This is a genomic window from Aliiroseovarius marinus (assembly GCF_050881025.1).
GTDB lineage: Bacteria > Pseudomonadota > Alphaproteobacteria > Rhodobacterales > Rhodobacteraceae > Aliiroseovarius > Aliiroseovarius marinus_A.
This window is the reverse complement of sequence record NZ_JBNNXQ010000005.1, coordinates 80,776-98,239: the sequence shown is the minus strand read 5'-3', so window position 1 is coordinate 98,239 and position 17,464 is coordinate 80,776. Positions and strand designations below refer to the sequence as shown.

The 17,464-nt window shown below is 62.8% G+C and carries 13 protein-coding genes and 1 riboswitch; of the genes, 2 read left to right on the top strand and 11 right to left on the bottom strand.

Annotated elements, in window-relative coordinates; translation table 11 throughout:
* The coding region (locus ACRY08_RS14625) for a hypothetical protein (protein WP_432450697.1) at positions 1-207 on the bottom strand (207 nt) is incomplete at its 3' end.
* Between the two features lie 231 nt (positions 208-438).
* On the opposite strand from ACRY08_RS14625, the gene ACRY08_RS14620 reads away from it, so the two are divergent.
* Together ACRY08_RS14620 and ACRY08_RS14615 are read left to right on the top strand one after the other, a co-directional pair.
* Entirely contained in the window at positions 439-2,625 is a 2,187-nt protein-coding gene (locus tag ACRY08_RS14620) for an esterase-like activity of phytase family protein (protein ID WP_432450696.1), read from the top strand.
* A 158-nt stretch (positions 2,626-2,783) separates the two neighbouring features.
* A riboswitch (FMN riboswitch) is annotated at positions 2,784-2,950 on the top strand.
* Positions 2,951-3,026: 76 nt separating this feature from the next.
* Positions 3,027-3,905, top strand: a complete 879-nt coding sequence (locus ACRY08_RS14615; protein WP_432450695.1) for a DMT family transporter — start codon at positions 3,027-3,029, stop codon at positions 3,903-3,905.
* Between the two features lie 78 nt (positions 3,906-3,983).
* Here ACRY08_RS14615 and ACRY08_RS14610 read toward each other — a convergent pair whose 3' ends face one another.
* From ACRY08_RS14610 to ACRY08_RS14565, 10 genes are all read right to left on the bottom strand, one after another.
* Entirely contained in the window at positions 3,984-4,436 is a 453-nt protein-coding gene (locus ACRY08_RS14610) for an Hsp20 family protein (protein WP_432450694.1), read from the bottom strand.
* A 258-nt stretch (positions 4,437-4,694) separates the two neighbouring features.
* A complete protein-coding gene (locus tag ACRY08_RS14605; protein WP_432450693.1) occupies positions 4,695-5,543 on the bottom strand; it encodes a trypsin-like serine peptidase in 849 nt (282 codons plus the stop codon).
* The gene (locus ACRY08_RS14600) at positions 5,540-6,367 is read right to left on the bottom strand and encodes a trypsin-like serine peptidase (RefSeq protein ID WP_432450692.1); all 828 of its coding nucleotides are present in this window, start codon (positions 6,365-6,367) and stop codon (positions 5,540-5,542) included. The genes ACRY08_RS14605 and ACRY08_RS14600 overlap by 4 nt, the downstream gene beginning before the upstream one ends.
* A 90-nt stretch (positions 6,368-6,457) precedes the next feature.
* Positions 6,458-7,741, bottom strand: coding sequence for a glycolate oxidase subunit GlcF (glcF, locus tag ACRY08_RS14595; protein ID WP_432450691.1), 1,284 nt, complete (start codon positions 7,739-7,741; stop codon positions 6,458-6,460).
* A 3-nt stretch (positions 7,742-7,744) separates the two neighbouring features.
* On the bottom strand, positions 7,745-8,875 hold the full coding sequence (glcE, locus tag ACRY08_RS14590) for a glycolate oxidase subunit GlcE (RefSeq protein WP_432450700.1): 1,131 nt from the start codon (positions 8,873-8,875) through the stop codon (positions 7,745-7,747).
* A gap of 69 nt (positions 8,876-8,944) precedes the next feature.
* Complete coding sequence (locus tag ACRY08_RS14585) at positions 8,945-10,378, bottom strand: FAD-linked oxidase C-terminal domain-containing protein (protein WP_432450690.1); 1,434 nt, start codon at positions 10,376-10,378, stop codon at positions 8,945-8,947.
* A 105-nt stretch (positions 10,379-10,483) separates the two neighbouring features.
* Positions 10,484-12,655, bottom strand: a complete 2,172-nt coding sequence (locus ACRY08_RS14580; RefSeq protein WP_432450689.1) for a hypothetical protein — start codon at positions 12,653-12,655, stop codon at positions 10,484-10,486.
* Positions 12,652-15,543 carry a DUF4159 domain-containing protein gene (locus tag ACRY08_RS14575; protein WP_432450688.1) on the bottom strand — a complete coding sequence of 964 codons (2,892 nt, stop codon included), beginning with the start codon at positions 15,541-15,543 and terminating at the stop codon, positions 12,652-12,654. Before ACRY08_RS14575 ends, ACRY08_RS14580 begins: the two co-directional genes overlap by 4 nt.
* Positions 15,540-16,412, bottom strand: coding sequence for a DUF58 domain-containing protein (locus ACRY08_RS14570; protein ID WP_432450687.1), 873 nt, complete (start codon positions 16,410-16,412; stop codon positions 15,540-15,542). Before ACRY08_RS14570 ends, ACRY08_RS14575 begins: the two co-directional genes overlap by 4 nt.
* Positions 16,409-17,413 (bottom strand): AAA family ATPase, encoded by a 1,005-nt coding sequence (locus ACRY08_RS14565; RefSeq protein WP_432450686.1) that lies wholly within the window; start codon positions 17,411-17,413, stop codon positions 16,409-16,411. The genes ACRY08_RS14570 and ACRY08_RS14565 overlap by 4 nt, the downstream gene beginning before the upstream one ends.
* Positions 17,414-17,464 lie beyond the last annotated feature (51 nt).

Sequence of the window (17,464 nt, the reverse complement as noted above, 5' to 3'; positions counted from 1 at the left end):
TTGTAGCGCAACCTGCCAACTAAGCCCCTGATTTATAACCAAACTTTGCCGTTGTTCCCGTCTCTCGACCGTCTCGCTAGCGCCGCCTGGCGTCCCGACTAGCGCCTCAGCGCCGCCGGTGAGGGGGGTTTTAGGCCTAACCACCGAACCCCGCAAGTGGAAAATGACAAAAAATGCAAAAAAACGAAAAATGATGATGAAATGCATATAAATCAATAGCTTAACGCGACCACCCCTGTCTTTACCCGAGGCCTTTGGGGCCGTATCGCAGCTATATGCAGACGATTTACCAATACAGTCACCGACTCGTCGCTTGGGGCGCCCCCTTTTGAGGGTGTTTCGCAAAGAATCCGACTCGTTACAGAGCTGACATCTTCCCGTCACACGCCTGTTAAGAGCACAGGCAAGAAGGCAGCGATGAAATTTGAGGAGACTCCCATGCTGCCACGCACCCTTTCCCTGACCACCGCCCTGACCGTTCTGGCGGGCGCCGCTCAGGCAGAGATGAACTTCAACCGCATCGCCTCTTTCCCGGTGGTCATGAACATGCCCAAGGGCGAGGATCGCACCCGCGAAACCAGTCCCGAGATCATCGACGTCACCGCCGATGGCATGACACTTATATATACGGACAGCCCGCTGGGCGCTTTGGGGCGCATCGACATCACTGATGCGGCCAATCCCAAGCCCTTGGGCAACATCGCCCTGCCCGGCGAACCGACCTCGGTTGCGGTGATTGGCCAGACCGCCTTTGTTGGTGTGAATACGTCTGAAAGCTACACCGCGCCGTCGGGCCTGCTGAAAGCGATCGACAGTGTGACCGGCGCAGAGCTGGCCTCCTGCGATCTGGGAGGACAGCCTGACAGCGTGGCCAAGGCGCCCGATGCAAATTTCATCGCAGTGGCGATAGAGAACGAGCGGGACGAGGATCTGAATGGGGGCGTGATCCCGCAGGGACCGGCAGGTGAGCTGGTGCTGGCCCCGCTGAAGGACGGCATGTTGGAATGCGACGCCATCTTTCGTGTCGATCTGACCGGGCTGGCCGACATTGCCCCCTCGGACCCGGAGCCTGAATTTGTCGACATCAACGCCGAGGGCGAAATCGTCGTCACGATGCAGGAAAACAATCACATCGCGGTTGTGTCCAAAGAGGGCGAGATCCTGAGCCACTTCCCGGCCGGTTCCGTCGACCTTCACGGCATCGACGCCACCGATGAACGCGGCGCCTTGATCTTCACGGAAAGCCAAGCGGGCCGCAAACGCGAACCGGATGCGGTGAAATGGCTGGATGCGGATCATTTCGCCACCGCCAATGAAGGGGACTACGAAGGCGGATCGCGCGGCTGGACCATCTTTCATCAGGACGGAACGGTTGTGTATGAGAACGGCACCGGTCTAGAGAAGGCCATCGTAGAGATTGGTCACTATCCCGACAAACGCTCTGACAGCAAAGGGGTCGAGCCTGAAAGCGTGACCGCCGCCACCTATGGTGACATGAAACTGGCCTTCATTGGCGCCGAGCGCGCCTCTGTCGTGGGCGTCTATGATGTGGCCGATCTGGCAAACCCGGTTCTGCGCCAGCTTCTGCCGTCGGGTGTTGGCCCGGAAGGCTATGTGACGATCCCCGGGCGCAACCTTCTGGTCTCGGCCAACGAGAAAGACCTAGTCGATGACAAAGGTGCCCGCGCCCATGTCATGATCTATGAGCTGCAGGAGGCAGCCGCCAGCTATCCGATGCTGACATCGGCAGGCGCAGACGAGCTGATCGGATGGGGCGCGATCTCGGGCATGGTTGCCGATGAAGGCGGCATCGTCTGGGCCGTTTCGGACAGTTTCTATGGCTTCCAGCCTTCGATCTTTCGGATCGACACCAACACCACGCCTGCCCGCATCACCGATGTGATCCGCATCACCCGCAATGGCGCGCCGGCGCAGAAGCTGGATCTGGAAGGCATCACGCTGGATGGCGAGGGCGGCTTCTATGTGGCCTCGGAGGGGCGCACGGAACGGCTGATCCCGCATGCGATCTATCACGTGCAAGCGGACGGCTCGATCAGGGACCGCAAGGGCGAGATCGGCATCCCGCCGGAACTGGCCGCTGTCGAGAAGCGCTTTGGCTTTGAGGGCATCACCAAGGTGGGCGACACCCTGTGGATGGCCGTTCAGCGCGAATGGAAAGATGACCCCAAGAACCACGTGAAACTGGTCGCCTACAACCTTGAGACCAAGGAATGGGGCGCCGTGCTTTATCCAAAGGCCGAACCGGACACGGGCTGGGTTGGCCTGTCAGAGATCGTGGCGCATGGGGACTATTTCTATGTGATCGAGCGTGACAACCAACATGACCACCGCGCCGTCACCAAAAAGATCTACCGCATCCCCGCCGCCGATATGGTCCCTGCCCCGCTGGGTGGCGACCTGCCGGTTGTGACAAAAGAGCTGGTCCGCGACCTGCTGCCGGATCTGGCGGCCACCGGGGGCTATATTCTGGACAAGGTCGAAGGTTTGGCCATTGCCGCAGATGGCACGGCTTGGGTGTCGACCGACAATGACGGTGTGGACGACCACTCGGGCGAGACGATGTTCTTCTCGATCGGCAAAATCGAAGACGGCGTTATGAACTGAGCAAACCTTTTTATGACGCACAAGAGGGGGCTTTGGTCCCCTCTTTTTTCATGCGCGTCCTTTATGCGTCGTACTGATTTTGCACCTTGGCGTCGTGACATGCTTGACCATGGGTTTCTGCCCGCCTACCTTCCCGATCGCTGCCCCAACCGGGGTGGTGACATTCTCAGGGCGGGGTGAAATTCCCCACCGGCGGTAAAGGGGTGCGGCCATCGGCTGTGTCTCAAGCCCGCGAGCGCCTCGTGTTTCTGTCGAAGCACTTGGGACAGCAGATCCGGTGCAACTCCGGAGCCGACGGTTACAGTCCGGATGGAAGAGAATGGGGTAAGGTGCGCGGGGTCCCCCGGGTGCCCTGTCCTTTCTGCCTTGGGTCATTGCGACAAGACGAAAGGACAAACCGCATGGCTCAGACAACGTATATGACCCAGCCCGCGCGCGCCGCCGGGCTGATGGTTTTGGCGGGCGCGACATTTGCGCTGGTCAACACCGGGTTGCAATCGGCAACCATGGGCAAGGGCGCGTCAGCCCCTGCCGTCACCTTCTGGCAATATCTGATCGCCCTTGGCTTTTACCTGCCATGGGTGTTTCGCCACCGCGCGGCGGTGATGAAAACCTCTCAGGTCTGGCTGCATGTGCTGCGCGTGGCCCTGGCCGCGGGCGGGGTGCAGCTGTGGACGCTTGGGTTGGCCCATGTGCCGATCTGGCAGGCGATTGCGCTGATCCTTCTGTCGCCGTTCTTTGTGACGCTGGGCGCGGGGCTTGTCTTGCGCGAACATGTGTCCGTGCACCGCTGGGGCGCGGTGGTGCTGGGCATCATCGGGGGCGCAATCATCCTTGAGCCGTGGTCGGACCGGTTCGAACTGGCCGCGCTGCTGCCGGTGGGCGCCGCCGCCTTGTGGGCTGCCAGCTCGGTTGTGACCAAGTTTCTGACCCACCGCGACAGCGCCGAGACGATCACGATCTACCTGCTGCTGCTTCTGAGCCCGATCAACGCAGGTCTGGCGCTTGGCACTGGGTTTGCCCTGCCCTCCTCTGCAATCTGGCTGGTGGTCGGGGCCGGACTTCTGACCGCTTTTGCACAGCATGTTCTGGCCCGCGCCTATTCCATGGCGGATGCCGGGTTCCTGCAACCCTTTGATCACCTGAAGCTGGTGTTCAACGTGGTGCTTGGCTTTGTGGTATTTGGTTTTTTGCCAACCGGCTCCATGTGGGTGGGCACGGCCATCATTCTGGCCGCCAGCTTTTACCTGTTGGAACAGGAACGCCGGGCCACAGCCTAGACCACGGTCAAAAATAATGGCTGAAACACAAAAGGGCGCGGAAATCTCCGCGCCCTTAATCATTCAGCTGTGGCCTTGTCAGACCTCGATAGCTTTACCTTCAACGGCTTTGGTGCTGCCAATTTCGATCCGGCGCGGTTTCAGCGCCTCGGGCACTTCGCGGGTCAGGTCGATATGCAACATGCCGTTTTCATGTGTGGCCCCGGTGACGCGCACGTGATCGGCCAGATGGAACCGGCGTTCAAAGGCGCGTGTGGCAATGCCGCGATGCAGATAAGTGCGGTCTTCTTCCTCTGCTTTCTTCGCGGAGACAAACAAGGCCTTGTCCTTCACCTCGACCGAAAGCTCGTCATCCGAGAACCCGGCAACGGCGACGGAAATGCGCCAGGCATCGTCTCCGGTCTTCTCGATATTATAGGGGGGATAGCTGTCACGGCTGCCGTCATTGGTAAGCACCCGGTCCATCAGGTCGGCGATTTGGTCAAAGCCAACGGTGGCGCGATAAAGCGGTGTCAGGTCAAAATTACGCATGATGTGTCCTTTCTTGAAGCGACATGTTTGTTTTGGCCCTCCCAACGGGGACAGGCAGGGTGCGGACCCGCCCGGCGGCATCCACAAATCAGAGATAGGGGGTATTTTGACCGCTTCAAGAGCGGGTCGTGGTCCGGTGGCGGGTTAAAGCGTTTCGAGATTAACTTGAGACACAAGTTGATTTCGAAACGCCCACAACGTGGGTAGGTTCCGCGCGTTTCGTCTCATTGTTGTGCCTCAACAATAAGCCGAAACGCTTTAGGGTTTGACGAAGCGCGCGCCCGTGTTGCCCGAATTGCCAAACGCACCGGATTGACCCGGTTTGATCAGGCGCGGAGGCGCCCCCGGCCCGCGTTGTGTTGACATGATCACACCGCGTCCGGCGCGCAGTGCCCGTTTGACCTCGGCCACGCGGGCCTGAAGTTCCGTGCCATAGACCAGCGCGCCTTTGGCGGTCCGACGCCCCCCTGACACAAGCGAGACAATGCGCGGGCGCCGCCCCGATGCATCAAAGATCGGCGCACCCGATGACCCGAAGGTCACATCGCAGTTAAAGGCCAAAAGCCCCTGATAGCGGTCCAGCACCTTGCACACGGCCTGACGTGACAAGGCCGCATCGCGCCCGCGCGCATAGCTGACAATCGATACCTCGCGCCCGCGCGCAGGCAGCGTAGACGGCGCAAAAGGGGCGGCTGTGGCGGTGGGAATGGGCTGGGCCAGCTGCACCAGCGCCACATCCGTTTCGATATTGCGTGCCGACATGCCCCGGCGCGGGTCATAGCCCGGATGCATCACCGCCGCTTTCGCCGTGCGGTCGGCAATGGCCTTGCCATCAGACAGGCCCGCGCGAAACCGCAGCCCGTCCACATGGCCCGCTTTCACCGCACTGCGCAGGCAATGCGCGGCGGTCAGGACAAGATCACTGGCAATCAGAACGCCGGTACAATAGCCGCCACCGACAAGATCCAGCTTGCCCACGGCTTCGTATCCCAAAAGGTCATGGCGCAGGGTCAGGCGTTTCAGGGCGGGGTTGCCCTCTGCCGTGGCGCCGCCCGACAAAAGCGCCATGGACGCCATATGCATCAGAAGATAGCGAAACCGGATCATGGGCGCAGGAACTTCGCCCCCCCCGGCCCCGCTGCTCCGGTCCCAACGCGCCGCACAGAGGGGCGCGCCACAGGTTGCACAGCCGTAAACACGCCGTCGCCCGAGGCCAACATGGCCTGCATCTCAGCCAGCGGCGTTTCCAGATTTGTGCCCAGAGAGACAGGGATGTCGCGCACCATGGCCTTGGCAGAAATGACCGAGACAATTTTCGGCTCGCCATCTTCGACCACGAAGACCGGCGCGCCTGACGACCCGAAGTCCACCGTGCAGCTTAAGACCAGCGTGCCGCCCTGCCGCGCCAAGACCTTGCACATCTCCTGAAGCGCGGGGCTTTCGGAACGATCATGAGCGTAGGACACCACACCCACCTCGGCACCTTTGCGCGGGCGCGTATAGGTCCCAAATGGTTTGACCGAGCTTTTGCGGATCGGCTGATCCAGCTCCAGCAGCGCCACGTCATTGGACACGCGCGCAGATTTATCCGAGGCGGAAAACAGGTAATCCGGATGGGTCACCGCCCGGCGCACCCCGCGATAGGCCGAGGCACGCCCGTTGCGCCACCCGGCCAGAAATTCGATCTCGTCAGGCATGATGCGCACGCCGGTGTCTTTGTCGTAAAGACAATGCGCCGCTGTCAGCACAAGATTGTCGGCGATCAAAGCGCCGGTACAAAAACTGCCATTTCCGATATTCAGGCGTCCAACGCCTTCCCAACCACGGCTGTCATCCCCTGTCATCAGGGATCTGAGCGGCGACGGGTCTGACGCTCCAAGCGGTCCGGCAAGCCACAGGCCTGCGACCAGCAACGCAATAAGCTTCTTCATATTTCTCTGCCTCAAGCGGGGCGGTTACTCCACCCTCTGACACATGTTTAGGGTCAAAACCCGTGCAGGAAAAAGGAAAAAATGCGGCGCTCAGGTCAATTTACGCGGCTGTGGCCCTCCGGTCGCCCAATCCAACAGCTCGACCGTGTGCACAACCGGTATGCCCGTGCCCGACCCGATCTGCATCATGCAGCCGATATTGCCTGCCGCGATGATCTGCGGCGCTTTGGCTTCCAGATGGGCGACCTTGCGGCGTTTCAGCTCCTGCGAGATCTCGGGCTGCATCAGGTTATAAGTGCCGGCAGACCCGCAGCAAAGATGCGGATCGGCAGGCTCCACGACCTCAAAGCCCGCGCGTTTCAATAGCGTTTTGGGATGGGTTTTCACCTGCTGCCCATGCTGCAGCGAACAGGCCGAATGATAGGCCACCCGCTGGCCCATATCCGCCTTCGGCAAATCCAACTCCATCAACAGCTCGCTGACGTCACAGGCAAGACGAGACACCTCTGCCGCATCATCAGCCATCGTGGGGTCAGTGCGGAACATATGGCCGTAATCCTTCACCGTCGTGCCGCAGCCCGAGGTGTTGATCACGATCGCATCCAGACCAGCCTTGGACTTTTCCGACATCCAGGCGCGGATATTGGCCGCAGCCTGCGCGTGGCTTGCATCTTCTTTGCCCATGTGATGGGTCAGCGCTCCGCAACAGCCCATGCCCTTGGCGACCACCACCTCGCAGCCCAGGCGGGTCAAAAGCCGGATCGTCGCGTCGTTGATATCGGTATCCAGCGCCTTTTGCGCACAACCTGTCAAAAGCGCCACGCGTTTCTTACGTGTGCCTTTGGCTGGGAAAACCTGTGGCTTGTCATTTTGCGATGGGCGCGGCAGCTTGGGCGGCGCCATTTCCAGCATCGCTTCCAGCCTTGGATCGGGCATGAACTTGCGCAAGGGCCGGGCAATGCGCGCGCCCCGCATCGCCAGCCGGAACCGCCCCGGATAGGGGATGATCTGCGCCAGCGTCCAACGCAGCACGCGATCAAACAGCGGGCGCTTATAGGTCTTTTCGATATGGGCGCGGGCATGGTCGATCAGATGCATGTAATGCACGCCCGACGGGCAGGTCGACATGCAGGCCAGACAGGACAGGCATTTGTCCACATGCTCGACCGTTTTCTTGTCGGCCGGGCGCCCGGCCTCGAGCATATCCTTGATCAGATAGATGCGACCCCGCGGGCTGTCCAGCTCGTCGCCCAGCACCTGATAACTGGGACATGTCGCCGTGCAGAACCCACAATGCACGCAGGATCGCAGGATTTCGTTGGCGCGTTTGATCGCCGGGTCTTTCAACTGGTCTTGGGTGAAATGGGTTTGCATGGATCAGGCTCCCATCAGGCCGGGGTTCAGAATGCCGCGCGGATCAAACTTGTTGCGAAGCCCGCGCGACAGCGCGGCCACGGGGGCCGGTTCAGGCTGAAAGACGGGCACGCGGGCACGGGTCTGCGCAGTGGCGCGCATCAACGTGGCATGCCCCCCAAGCGGGGCAAGGGCTGCACGGATCGCAGTTGCACCGGCATCCCCGTCGCGGGTTTCATCCACGCGCAGCCAGACAAGTCCACCGCCCCAGTCGAACACAGCCTCATGCGCCAGATCGCCCAACGCGTGAACCAGCTTGGGGCCATCGGTTGGCTTGACCGACACACGCCACACGGCACCATCCGCACCGGCAAAAACCCGCACATCCCGGATGCCAGCCCAAAGCGCGGCCGATGCGGTCGCCTCCACAGGCTGGAAACCGGGCAATACATCATCCGCCAACGCGCGCGCGCGATAGGCTACTGACGCCTCCAGCCCTTCGATGCGAATGCAGGTCTTGCCCTCCAGATGCGCCGCCCCGGTGATGTCAAAGGGCGACCCAAGTGCTGCCGACATCGCCGCCACGGCATCCGCGGGCGACAACCCCTCGCCTACCAAAGTGGTTTCAGTTTCCGGGATCGCCATCACCTTCAGGCTCACCTCGCTGAGAACGCCCAACGTGCCCCAGCTGCCGGCCATCAGCTTCACCAGATCATAGCCCGTGACATTCTTCATCACCCGACCACCGTTTTTCAAAACCCGCCCGGCCCCGTCAACAAAGCGCACGCCCAGACAGAAATCGCGCACAGCACCTGCCTGAATACGGCGCGGGCCAGACGCGCCGGTTGCCACCACACCGCCAATGGTCGATCCCCCGCTTGTGCCCAGAAGACCGCGCAGATCCGACGGTTCAAAGGCAAGCCGCTGCCCTTCCTCTGCCAGCAGCATCTCCAGTTCAGCCACGGGCGTACCCGCGCCTGCCACAAGCGTCATCGCGCCGGGTTCATAAAGCGTGACCCCTGACAGCCCAGCGGTCGAAAGCACCTCTCCGTCAACCGGCGCGCCCACGTCCCGCGTGCCCCCGCCCTGAACACGCAAAGGCCCCGACGCCGCGCGGATCACCTCGGCCAGCTCGTTTTCATTTCTGGGTGTCATGCTCATTTTCTTGTTCCAAATACCTCGGGGAAGCGCGAAATCGCAGATTTTGCGCGAGGGGCAGAGCCCCTAGCCCGCGCGCCGCGTTTCACTGACTTCAAGCGGAAACACCTTGGCCGGGTTCAAAAGCCAGCCCGGATCGAACACATCTTTCACCGACAGCTGAATATCCAAATCATCCGAGGCGTATTGCGCACCCATCAGGTCACGCTTTTCCACCCCCACGCCATGTTCACCGGTCAGACAGCCGCCCACCTCGACACAAAGCCGCAGGATGTCGGCACCAAGTGCTTCGCATTTCTCAAGATCGCCGGGCTTGTTGGCATCAAACAGAATAAGCGGATGCATATTGCCGTCGCCCGCGTGGAACACATTGCCCACGTCCAACCCATACTCCGCCCCCATTTCACTGATCCGACGCAACACGCGCGGCAGCTCGGACACGGGGATCGTGCCATCAAGGCACATATAGTCATTGATCTGCCCCATGGCGCCAAAGGCTGATTTACGCCCCAACCAGATCGCCGCACTTTCTTCAGCAGAGTTGCTTTCGCGGATTTCAACCGGGTTGTGGCGGCGCGCAATATCGATGATGCGCGACAGCTGTTCGTCGATCTCGGCATCAGAGCCTTCGACCTCGATGATCAGCAACGCCTCGCAATCGGGATAGCCCGCGCCTGCAAAAGCTTCCGTGGCACGAATGCAGGGGCGGTCCATGAACTCGATGGCCACGGGCAGAATGCCGGACTTGATGATGTCCGACACACAATGCCCCGCCACCTCGTTGCTGTCATAGCCGATCAACACAGGCCGCGCGCCTTCGGGCTTGGCCAGTATGCGCAAGGTGGCTTCGGTCACGATGCCCAACTGCCCTTCGGACCCGCAGATCAAGCCCAACAAATCCAGCCCTGCCGGGTCCAGATGCGCGCCACCAATCTCGACCACCTCGCCATCGGCCATGACCATCTTCACACCAAGCAGGTTGTTTGTCGTCACGCCATATTTCAGACAATGCGCACCACCTGAATTCATCGCAATATTGCCCGCGATGGCACAGGCCAGCTGGCTGGACGGATCGGGGGCATAGAAGAACCCATCTTCTTCGACGGCCCCGGTCACCGACAGGTTTGTGCGCCCGGACTGCACCCGGATGAACCGGTTGTCATAGTCGGTTTCCAACACATCAGACAGCCGCGCCACGCCCAGGATCACACTGTCCGCCGTGGGCAGCGCCCCACCGGCAAGCGAGGTGCCCGCGCCGCGTGGCACCACCGGCACGCCTTCTTCATGGCAGATGCACATCACGGCCGAGACCTCGGCGGTGGATGCTGGTAGAACGGCACAAAGCGGCGGGCACTTATAGGCGGTGAGCGCGTCACATTCATAAGCACGCGTGGCGATCGGATCATGCACAACCGCCCCATCGGGCAGCACCGATTGCAGCCGGGCAACGATATGCGCCTTGCGATCAATCAGCGCCTGATCTGGTGGTGGCATCTGCATGGAATCCCTCCGCAAGATGAATTGGTAAAAAAATATAACCAATTTTTGAATTGTGCAAGCCCTTCGTGCCACGGGAAACAACTTGCGCGCCGAAAACCGGGGTCCTCAGGCACGCTCCTCAGGCGCGACGCCCCGCCGGCCCCGCCCTTCCAGCCACCACGCCAAGCACAGGGCCAACCCGGCAAGGCACAGATATAGCCATGCGGGTGCCAGCGGCACGCGGGTCACATCAAGCGTGCGGTAGGCACCGCGTGGCATGTATCCCAACCACCCATTGCCATGGGTTGCCCGCCCCGCTCGCACCGCACGCAACGACGGCACACCCGCCTCCAAAGACCACACGCCGCCGCCCGGCCCGCCCGTTCTGTCCGCCCCGCGTTCCAGATACGGGGCAAGACTGTTGGCGCTGGCCAGCGGGCGTTCAAATTCACGCGGCGTCGCCTGCCCGCGCATCGCAACCGCGCTCAGCGCCCCCTGCGACAGGTGAAACAACCCCTGCTGGTCAGTGTCTATACGCGCGCTGAAACGGCCCGGTGCGGTCTCGGTCAGCTCGATCTGGCGCAGGGTGCCATCGGGGGCGGTGATGTCCAGAACGCCGGGATCATCTTCCAGGCTCTGGCGCAGCACCTCGAACCCGCCGGGAATGGCCCGCGTTGTCAGGGCGTCCTCCTCCAGATCCGGTTCGCGCATCAGCCAATGCGACAAGCGACGCATCAGCTGCGCTTGCGGCCCGCCGCCGTCAAAGCCCCGCGCCCAGAGCCACGCCTGATCAGATGCAAGCAACGCCACGCGCCCCTCGCCCACCCGATCCAGCGACAAAAGAGGCGCGCCATCCGGCGCCTGCAGCACCTTATGACCCGACAAAGGGGACAGTTCGACCCGGCGCATCCATGCCCCCCACGGCGCGCTGGGATCTTTGCCCTGATCCGCCAGCCAATCGGCCCGCAACGCACGCGTGACCGGATGCCGCTGCCCGATCGCAGAAATTTCGGGTCGGAAGGGCGCCTCGATCAGGCGACCGGTTGGTCGGGCGGGCAGGATCGCGGCAAGGTCAGAACGGGCAATGCTGTCGGCACTGGCCAGCGCCGGCCCCGCCGCCACCAAAACGGCCCCACCGCGTTCCACATAGGCGCGCACATTGTCCAGATAGACACCGGGCAAGATGCCACGCAACCGGTAGCGGTCAAAGATGATCAGGTCAAATTCGTCAATCTTGTCGATGAACAACTCCTGCGTGGGAAAGGCGATCAGGCTCAGCTCGTTCACCGGCACTCCATCTTGTTTTTCCGGTGGGCGCAGGATGGTGAAATGCACAAGGTCTACCGCCCCGTCCGATTTCAGAAGGTTGCGCCAGCCCCGCGTGCCCGGATGCGGCATGCCCGAGACCAAAAGCACACGCAACCGGTCCCGAACGCCATTGATCTGCGCCACGGCGTCATTGTTGCGGGCGGTCAGTTCCTCGGGTTTCGGCGGCAACGACAGATGCACCAGCGTGCGGCCCGCATGTTCAAGGCGCAGGGATAGCGGCGTTTCAACACCAACGGGCACGGCCATGCGCCGTGGCGCGCCGCCATCAACGCGCAAGGTAAGGTCAACAAATGCCGGGGCATCAGGCACCGGCCCCAAAGCCTCGACCATCACGCGCAGGGTCACGGTTTCATCAAGGATGCCAAATGCGGGCGCTTCGATCAGGTGAAGACGATAGTCCCAATCCGCCGCGGACCCGGTCATCATCAGATGCAGCGGGGCCTCAAGCGGCAGCGCCTGATCTGCATCATGCACCACGCCGTCCGACATCAAGAACACGCCCGCCACCCGTTCGGCAGGCAAACGGCCAAGCGCTTTGCGGGTGGCGCTGATCAGCCGGGTGCCCGGATCCGAGCGCGCGTTACTCGCAGATGGGGGATCGGGCGGCATCAGCTCTGACAGGCGGTGATACACCAGATCGACGCCGGATTGACCGACCGCCTGCGCTCCGAAACCTTGCACCAGCTGCGCCCGCGCGGCGTCAATCTGTGCCGCGCGCCCCGGCAGGCCGGACGAGGCACTGTCATCTTCGATCACCACAATTATGTCACCCAGCGGCTGGCGGGTTTCTTCGACCAGTTTGGGACCCGCAAGCGCGGTCAGAACGGCCAAAGATGCAACCGCGCGCAAGCCCCAGCCCCGCAGCCCACGCCAAAGCGCCAGCAACAGAACCGCCCCGCACAGAACGCTCAACCCAGCTAGAACAGTCAGGGGCAGCGCGGGGTCGAATACAAGGCTTGTCACATTCATTCGCCCAGCCTTTGCAACAGCGCCGGCACATGCACCTGATCGGATTTGTAGTTCCCCGTCAGCACATGCATCACCAGATTGACGCCAAACCGCGTGGCAATTTCGCGCTGCCGTTCCCCGGCAAAACCACGCCCGACCGGCAGATAGGGTCGGCCATCCGCGCGCACGGCCCATGCGCCCACCCAGTCATTGCCGGTCAAAAGCACCGGTGTCACACCATCATTCAACGGGCGAAACGGCACGCCTTCTTCACGCGCGCGCCCTGCATCATTTGCGGCCTCGGCCCAGACGGGCCCCTGATACCGGCCCGGAAACTGATCCAGAAGGTAGAACGCGCGGGTCAGCACATGGTCATGGGGCACAGGCTCCAACGCGGGCAAACTCAGCGGAAGCGCGATTTCTCTCAGGCGGCGTGTCGCCGCTGATCCCTGATCCAGCGCGCCATCCCGCGTGTCAAAAATGATCAGCCCTCCGGCAGCCAGATACGCTCTGAGACGAAGGTAAGCCTCTGGGCTGGGGCGGGCGGTATCTGGGCGGATCACCCAATATATCAGTGGGAAAAGCGACAATGCGTCGGTTTCGGGGTTCACCGCAACTGGCGCGGCTGGCTCGACCGAGCTGCGGGCGTAAAGCGCATCTGACAGGCCGGTCAACCCGGCCGCAACGATGGTGTCATCGTCGGGGTTGCCCGTGGGTATGAAGGCAAAGCTGACCGTGGCGGCGATGGCGATCTGGTCGGGGGGCACTTCCGGCACAGGCGAGGCCGCATCTTGCGCCAAAAGGGGATTGGGCGCGACAGCAAGGACGGTGGTGCAAAGCATCGCGCCAGCCCCCAAAAGGGCCAGCGTGCGGCGCGCGCGGGGGCGCGACAAACGACCTGAAAGAACAAGCGCTGCGATCACATCAAGCGCGCCCAGCACCAAAGCCAGCGCCAAAAACCACGGCCCGATCTGCACCCGCACCCTATCTGTCTTCCACTGCGGTGCGACCCGTGCGGGCCAGTTTGCCGGTGCAATCCCTTGCCCGGGGGCCAAGATGTTCAACGCGCGCTGCCGACCTTCATGCGTGTAAAGACCCGGCGGCGCCTGAGGGCCAGCGCCGCGGGCCAGAACCTCGCCTGCAATCAGGCGGGTCTGGGTGGGGGCATCCAACGCGCCAAACGCACCCAGGGTCTGAGACAGCTTCCATTGCACATCTGCCTGCCCCCCTGCCAGCATGTCCGCCCCGTCCTGTGCACGCGCCGAGACCACGGCGAGCCGTTCCAGCATTTGCACAAACAAGCCAGAAAGCGACAGGGACGACCATTCAGCATTGGCCGAGATATGGAACAGCACCACCTGCCCCGCCCCCAGCGGCTTGCGGGTCACCAAGGGGGTGCCGTCTTCAAGTCTGGCGATGGTGCGCGCGGCAAGATCCGGGCCGGGTTCGGCCAGAACCTGTGCTTCGACCCGGATGTCGTCGGGCACAGGCAGGCCAAAGAAGGGCGACGCCTCGTCAAAGGGCGCAATCCGGCGCGGGCTGGCCCAGCTCATTGCGCCACCAGTGATCCGCCCGCCCGCGCGCAGTCGCACCGGCAAAAGCGGGTCGACCCCATCAGGCCCGGCCACGCCGTTACCCGCTCCAACCGCGCCGCCTTGCACCGCACCTGCGCCAAGCGCGGCCATACGCGGCCCGGCGAACCGCAGCAGATGCCCACCTTCCTGAACCCAATCCTTCAGCGCTTTGGCATCAGGTTGTGACAGCCCCGGCAGATCAGGCAGGATGATGATCTGAACCGATGCGCGGATCAGGGCGGGAATGGTGTCGGCCTCGATCAGTTCCACGGTGTCGGCAAGCGCCTGACGCAGATAATGCTGTTGAGACAAAAGCGCCAAGCCTTCGGCATCCCGTCCGGCCATCAGCCCGACGCGGCGCCGGCGCAGGCCATCGTCAACCAGCACCACAGCCCCCGCGCTTGGCGTGTCACGCAAGGCAAATCGGGTCACGCGATTGCGAATCTCGGCGGGGGCCTCCAGCGTCGCTTCGGCCTCTGTCGCATCAGTGGAAAAGAGAACCGGAGTTTCGATCAGCACCCGTTCGACACCCGCAGGATCCGGTCCGATCCCCTGCAGAATATGGGTCACCTCTCCCCCCGCTGGCGCGCGATGCGCGGTCAATGAGATTTGCCCATCCGCGATCTCAGGGGCGGCAAGCGCCAATCGGGCTGTCGGGGACTGCAGCACCCGAACACCGCCCAAGCCCTCGAAAACATTTAGTAATTCCATACGTCCGTCGCGCGCCAGACCGTCTGACAGCCAGACCACTTCCTGCGGTGGGGCGGTGGTGTCTTGAAGGGCTTGGGCCCAATCGCGCGCCAACGCGTAGCTGCCATCCCATGCCACAGGGGCAAGCCCTGCAAGCTGCGCGCGCTGATTGCCCGCATCCTGTAAGGGCGCGCCTGTTTCGGGTTTCAGAGTTTGACCTGCCTGAGGCGACAGGACCACGGCGGCGGGGCGGCCATCTGCTTCGACCTTGGCAAGCTCTTCATCCAGAAGCGCCATGCGCTGAGACCAATCCGGCGCCCCCGCCCACCAGCCATCTACAAAAAAGAGCACCGGCCCGCGCCCGCCCTTTTCCGGGTTGGGATCGTGCACCGGCCCGGCAAATCCAATGATCAGCGCCGCCACGGCCAACAGGCGCAGAACCATAAGCCACCACGGGGTTTTGTCGGCCTCTTGATGTTCATCCTCCAGCCCCAAAAGAAGCGCCACCGCCGGGAAGCGCTGCCGGATCGGGCGCGGCGGAACCGCGCGCAGAAGCCACCACAGCGCGGGCAGAAGCACCAGCGCAGACAAAAGCCACGGGGCGCTCCAGCCAAGGGCCAAGACAGAGGATAGCGCGGCGGTCATGCGCGTTCACCAACGGCGCGGGTCAGCCACAAGAGCGCGGGCAAGGCCGGGGCATCGGTGTGGTGGGTCAGACAGCGCCACCCGGCCCGGCGCGCAATATCCTGAAGCTTCGCTTTGCGCGCGGCAAGCCTTTGCAGATATCGCCCCCGCAAATCTGCCGCTTCACGCGTGTCATATTCCACCTGGCCGGTCATATCTTCAAACACCACACGCCCCTGAAAGGGGAAACGTTCCTCGACCGGGTCAAGAAGCTGCACGATCGCGCCGCGCGCGCCCTGTGCTGCGGCGCGCGTCACATAACGTTCCACCCCGTCCAGCGGGCCCAGAAAATCTGATGCAATCACGTGGCGCGCATGCGGTTTATGCAGCCCGGCATCCAGATCGGGCAGCGGATCGGCTGCCGTCAGACGCGCCGCCACGCGTTCTGCCACGACGCGGCCCTGCCCAGCGGGCTGGCTGTCACCGCTCAGGCCCACCCGTTCCCCTGCGCGCAAGAGCAGAACCGACAGCGCGGTGATCAGCAACGCAGCCCGGTCCGATTTGCGCGGCAGATCCGGGTGCGAGGCAAAGCCCATCGAGGCCCCCCCGTCGGCCCAAAGCTGAACGGTTTTGGCCGTTTGCCATTCTTTTTCCTGCACATAAAGCCGGTCCGCCCGGGCCGAGCGCCGCCAGTCGATCCGATGGGCCGGGTCGCCGGGCTGGGCGCGGCGATATTGCCAGAACGCATCGCCCTGCCCCGCCCGCCGTTGGCCATGCTCACCCAGCTGAACCGCACGCGCCAGACTGTCTGCGGCGGCCAGAAGCGGCGCAAACGGGGCAGAGAGTGCCTCGGCGCGGGCGCGCAGGTCAGAGGCGGCGCGCGAGGTCACGCCGCCGCCTGACCCGCAAGCACACGGTCAGAAATCCGCGCAATCAGCGCGGAAAGGGACTGTCCCTCGGCGCGGGCCGCATAGCTCAGCTCCATCCGATGTTGCAACACCGGCAGCGCCAAGGCGCGCACATCGTCGATACCCGGCGCAAGCCGCCCATCCAGCAGCGCCCGCGCCCGCGACAAAAGCATCAGGGCCTGTGCCGCGCGTGGCCCCGGCCCCCAGATCAACGCCTCGCGCAGGTCATCAGACGCACTTTCGTCATCCGGGCGGCAGGCGCGCACAAGGTCCAAAATAGCTTCGACCACGCCGTCGCCCACCGGGATACGGCGCAAAAGCCTTTGCGCGGCGGTCAGATCATCGGCGCTGAAGACCGGCGCAATCGCCGCGTCTTCGTTGCCCGTGGTCGCCAGAAGGATCGCGCGCTCATCTGCGCGTGAGGGATAGTCCACGTCGATCTGCACCAAGAAGCGGTCCAGCTGGGCTTCGGGCAGCGGATAGGTGCCTTCCTGTTCCAGCGGGTTTTGCGTGGCCAGCACATGAAAAAGCTGCCCCAGCGCATGGGTCTGACCTGCCACCGACACCTCGTGTTCCTGCATCGCCTGCAACAATGCGGACTGCGTGCGGGGGCTGGCGCGGTTGATCTCGTCCGCCAGAAGTAGCTGGCAAAAGATCGGGCCTTTCACAAAGCGAAACGCCCGGCTGCCATCAGCGCCTTCCTCCAGCACTTCGGCCCCCAGAATGTCAGACGGCATCAGGTCAGGCGTAAACTGCACCCGCCCATCGCGCAGCCCCATCACGGTGCCCAGTGTTTCGACCAGCCGCGTCTTGCCAAGCCCCGGAAGGCCAATCAACAGCGCATGCCCGCCTGCCAGCAGCGCCGAAAGCGTCAGGTCCACCACTGCGTCCTGACCGATGATGCGCCGCCCCACCATATCGCGCGCCTGTGCCAGTTTGGCAGACAGGGCTTCGACATCCTTCACAAGGTCTTCGCTGTGCATGGTCATTCCTTTGTGCTGATCATAAGGTCATTAAAGGCCATGTTTTTGCGA

What these genes read in the sequence shown, in the direction of transcription:
- ACRY08_RS14620 (WP_432450696.1), top strand. Translation starts at nt 439, where the DNA reads ATGCTGCCACGCACCCTTTCCCTGACCACCGCCCTGACCGTTCTGGCG.
- ACRY08_RS14615 (WP_432450695.1), top strand. Translation starts at nt 3,027, where the DNA reads ATGGCTCAGACAACGTATATGACCCAGCCCGCGCGCGCCGCCGGGCTG.
- ACRY08_RS14610 (WP_432450694.1), bottom strand. Translation starts at nt 4,436, where the DNA reads ATGCGTAATTTTGACCTGACACCGCTTTATCGCGCCACCGTTGGCTTT.
- ACRY08_RS14605 (WP_432450693.1), bottom strand. Translation starts at nt 5,543, where the DNA reads ATGATCCGGTTTCGCTATCTTCTGATGCATATGGCGTCCATGGCGCTT.
- ACRY08_RS14600 (WP_432450692.1), bottom strand. Translation starts at nt 6,367, where the DNA reads ATGAAGAAGCTTATTGCGTTGCTGGTCGCAGGCCTGTGGCTTGCCGGA.
- glcF (WP_432450691.1), bottom strand. Translation starts at nt 7,741, where the DNA reads ATGCAAACCCATTTCACCCAAGACCAGTTGAAAGACCCGGCGATCAAA.
- glcE (WP_432450700.1), bottom strand. Translation starts at nt 8,875, where the DNA reads ATGACACCCAGAAATGAAAACGAGCTGGCCGAGGTGATCCGCGCGGCG.
- ACRY08_RS14585 (WP_432450690.1), bottom strand. Translation starts at nt 10,378, where the DNA reads ATGCAGATGCCACCACCAGATCAGGCGCTGATTGATCGCAAGGCGCAT.
- ACRY08_RS14580 (WP_432450689.1), bottom strand. Translation starts at nt 12,655, where the DNA reads ATGAATGTGACAAGCCTTGTATTCGACCCCGCGCTGCCCCTGACTGTT.
- ACRY08_RS14575 (WP_432450688.1), bottom strand. Translation starts at nt 15,543, where the DNA reads ATGACCGCCGCGCTATCCTCTGTCTTGGCCCTTGGCTGGAGCGCCCCG.
- ACRY08_RS14565 (WP_432450686.1), bottom strand. Translation starts at nt 17,413, where the DNA reads ATGCACAGCGAAGACCTTGTGAAGGATGTCGAAGCCCTGTCTGCCAAA.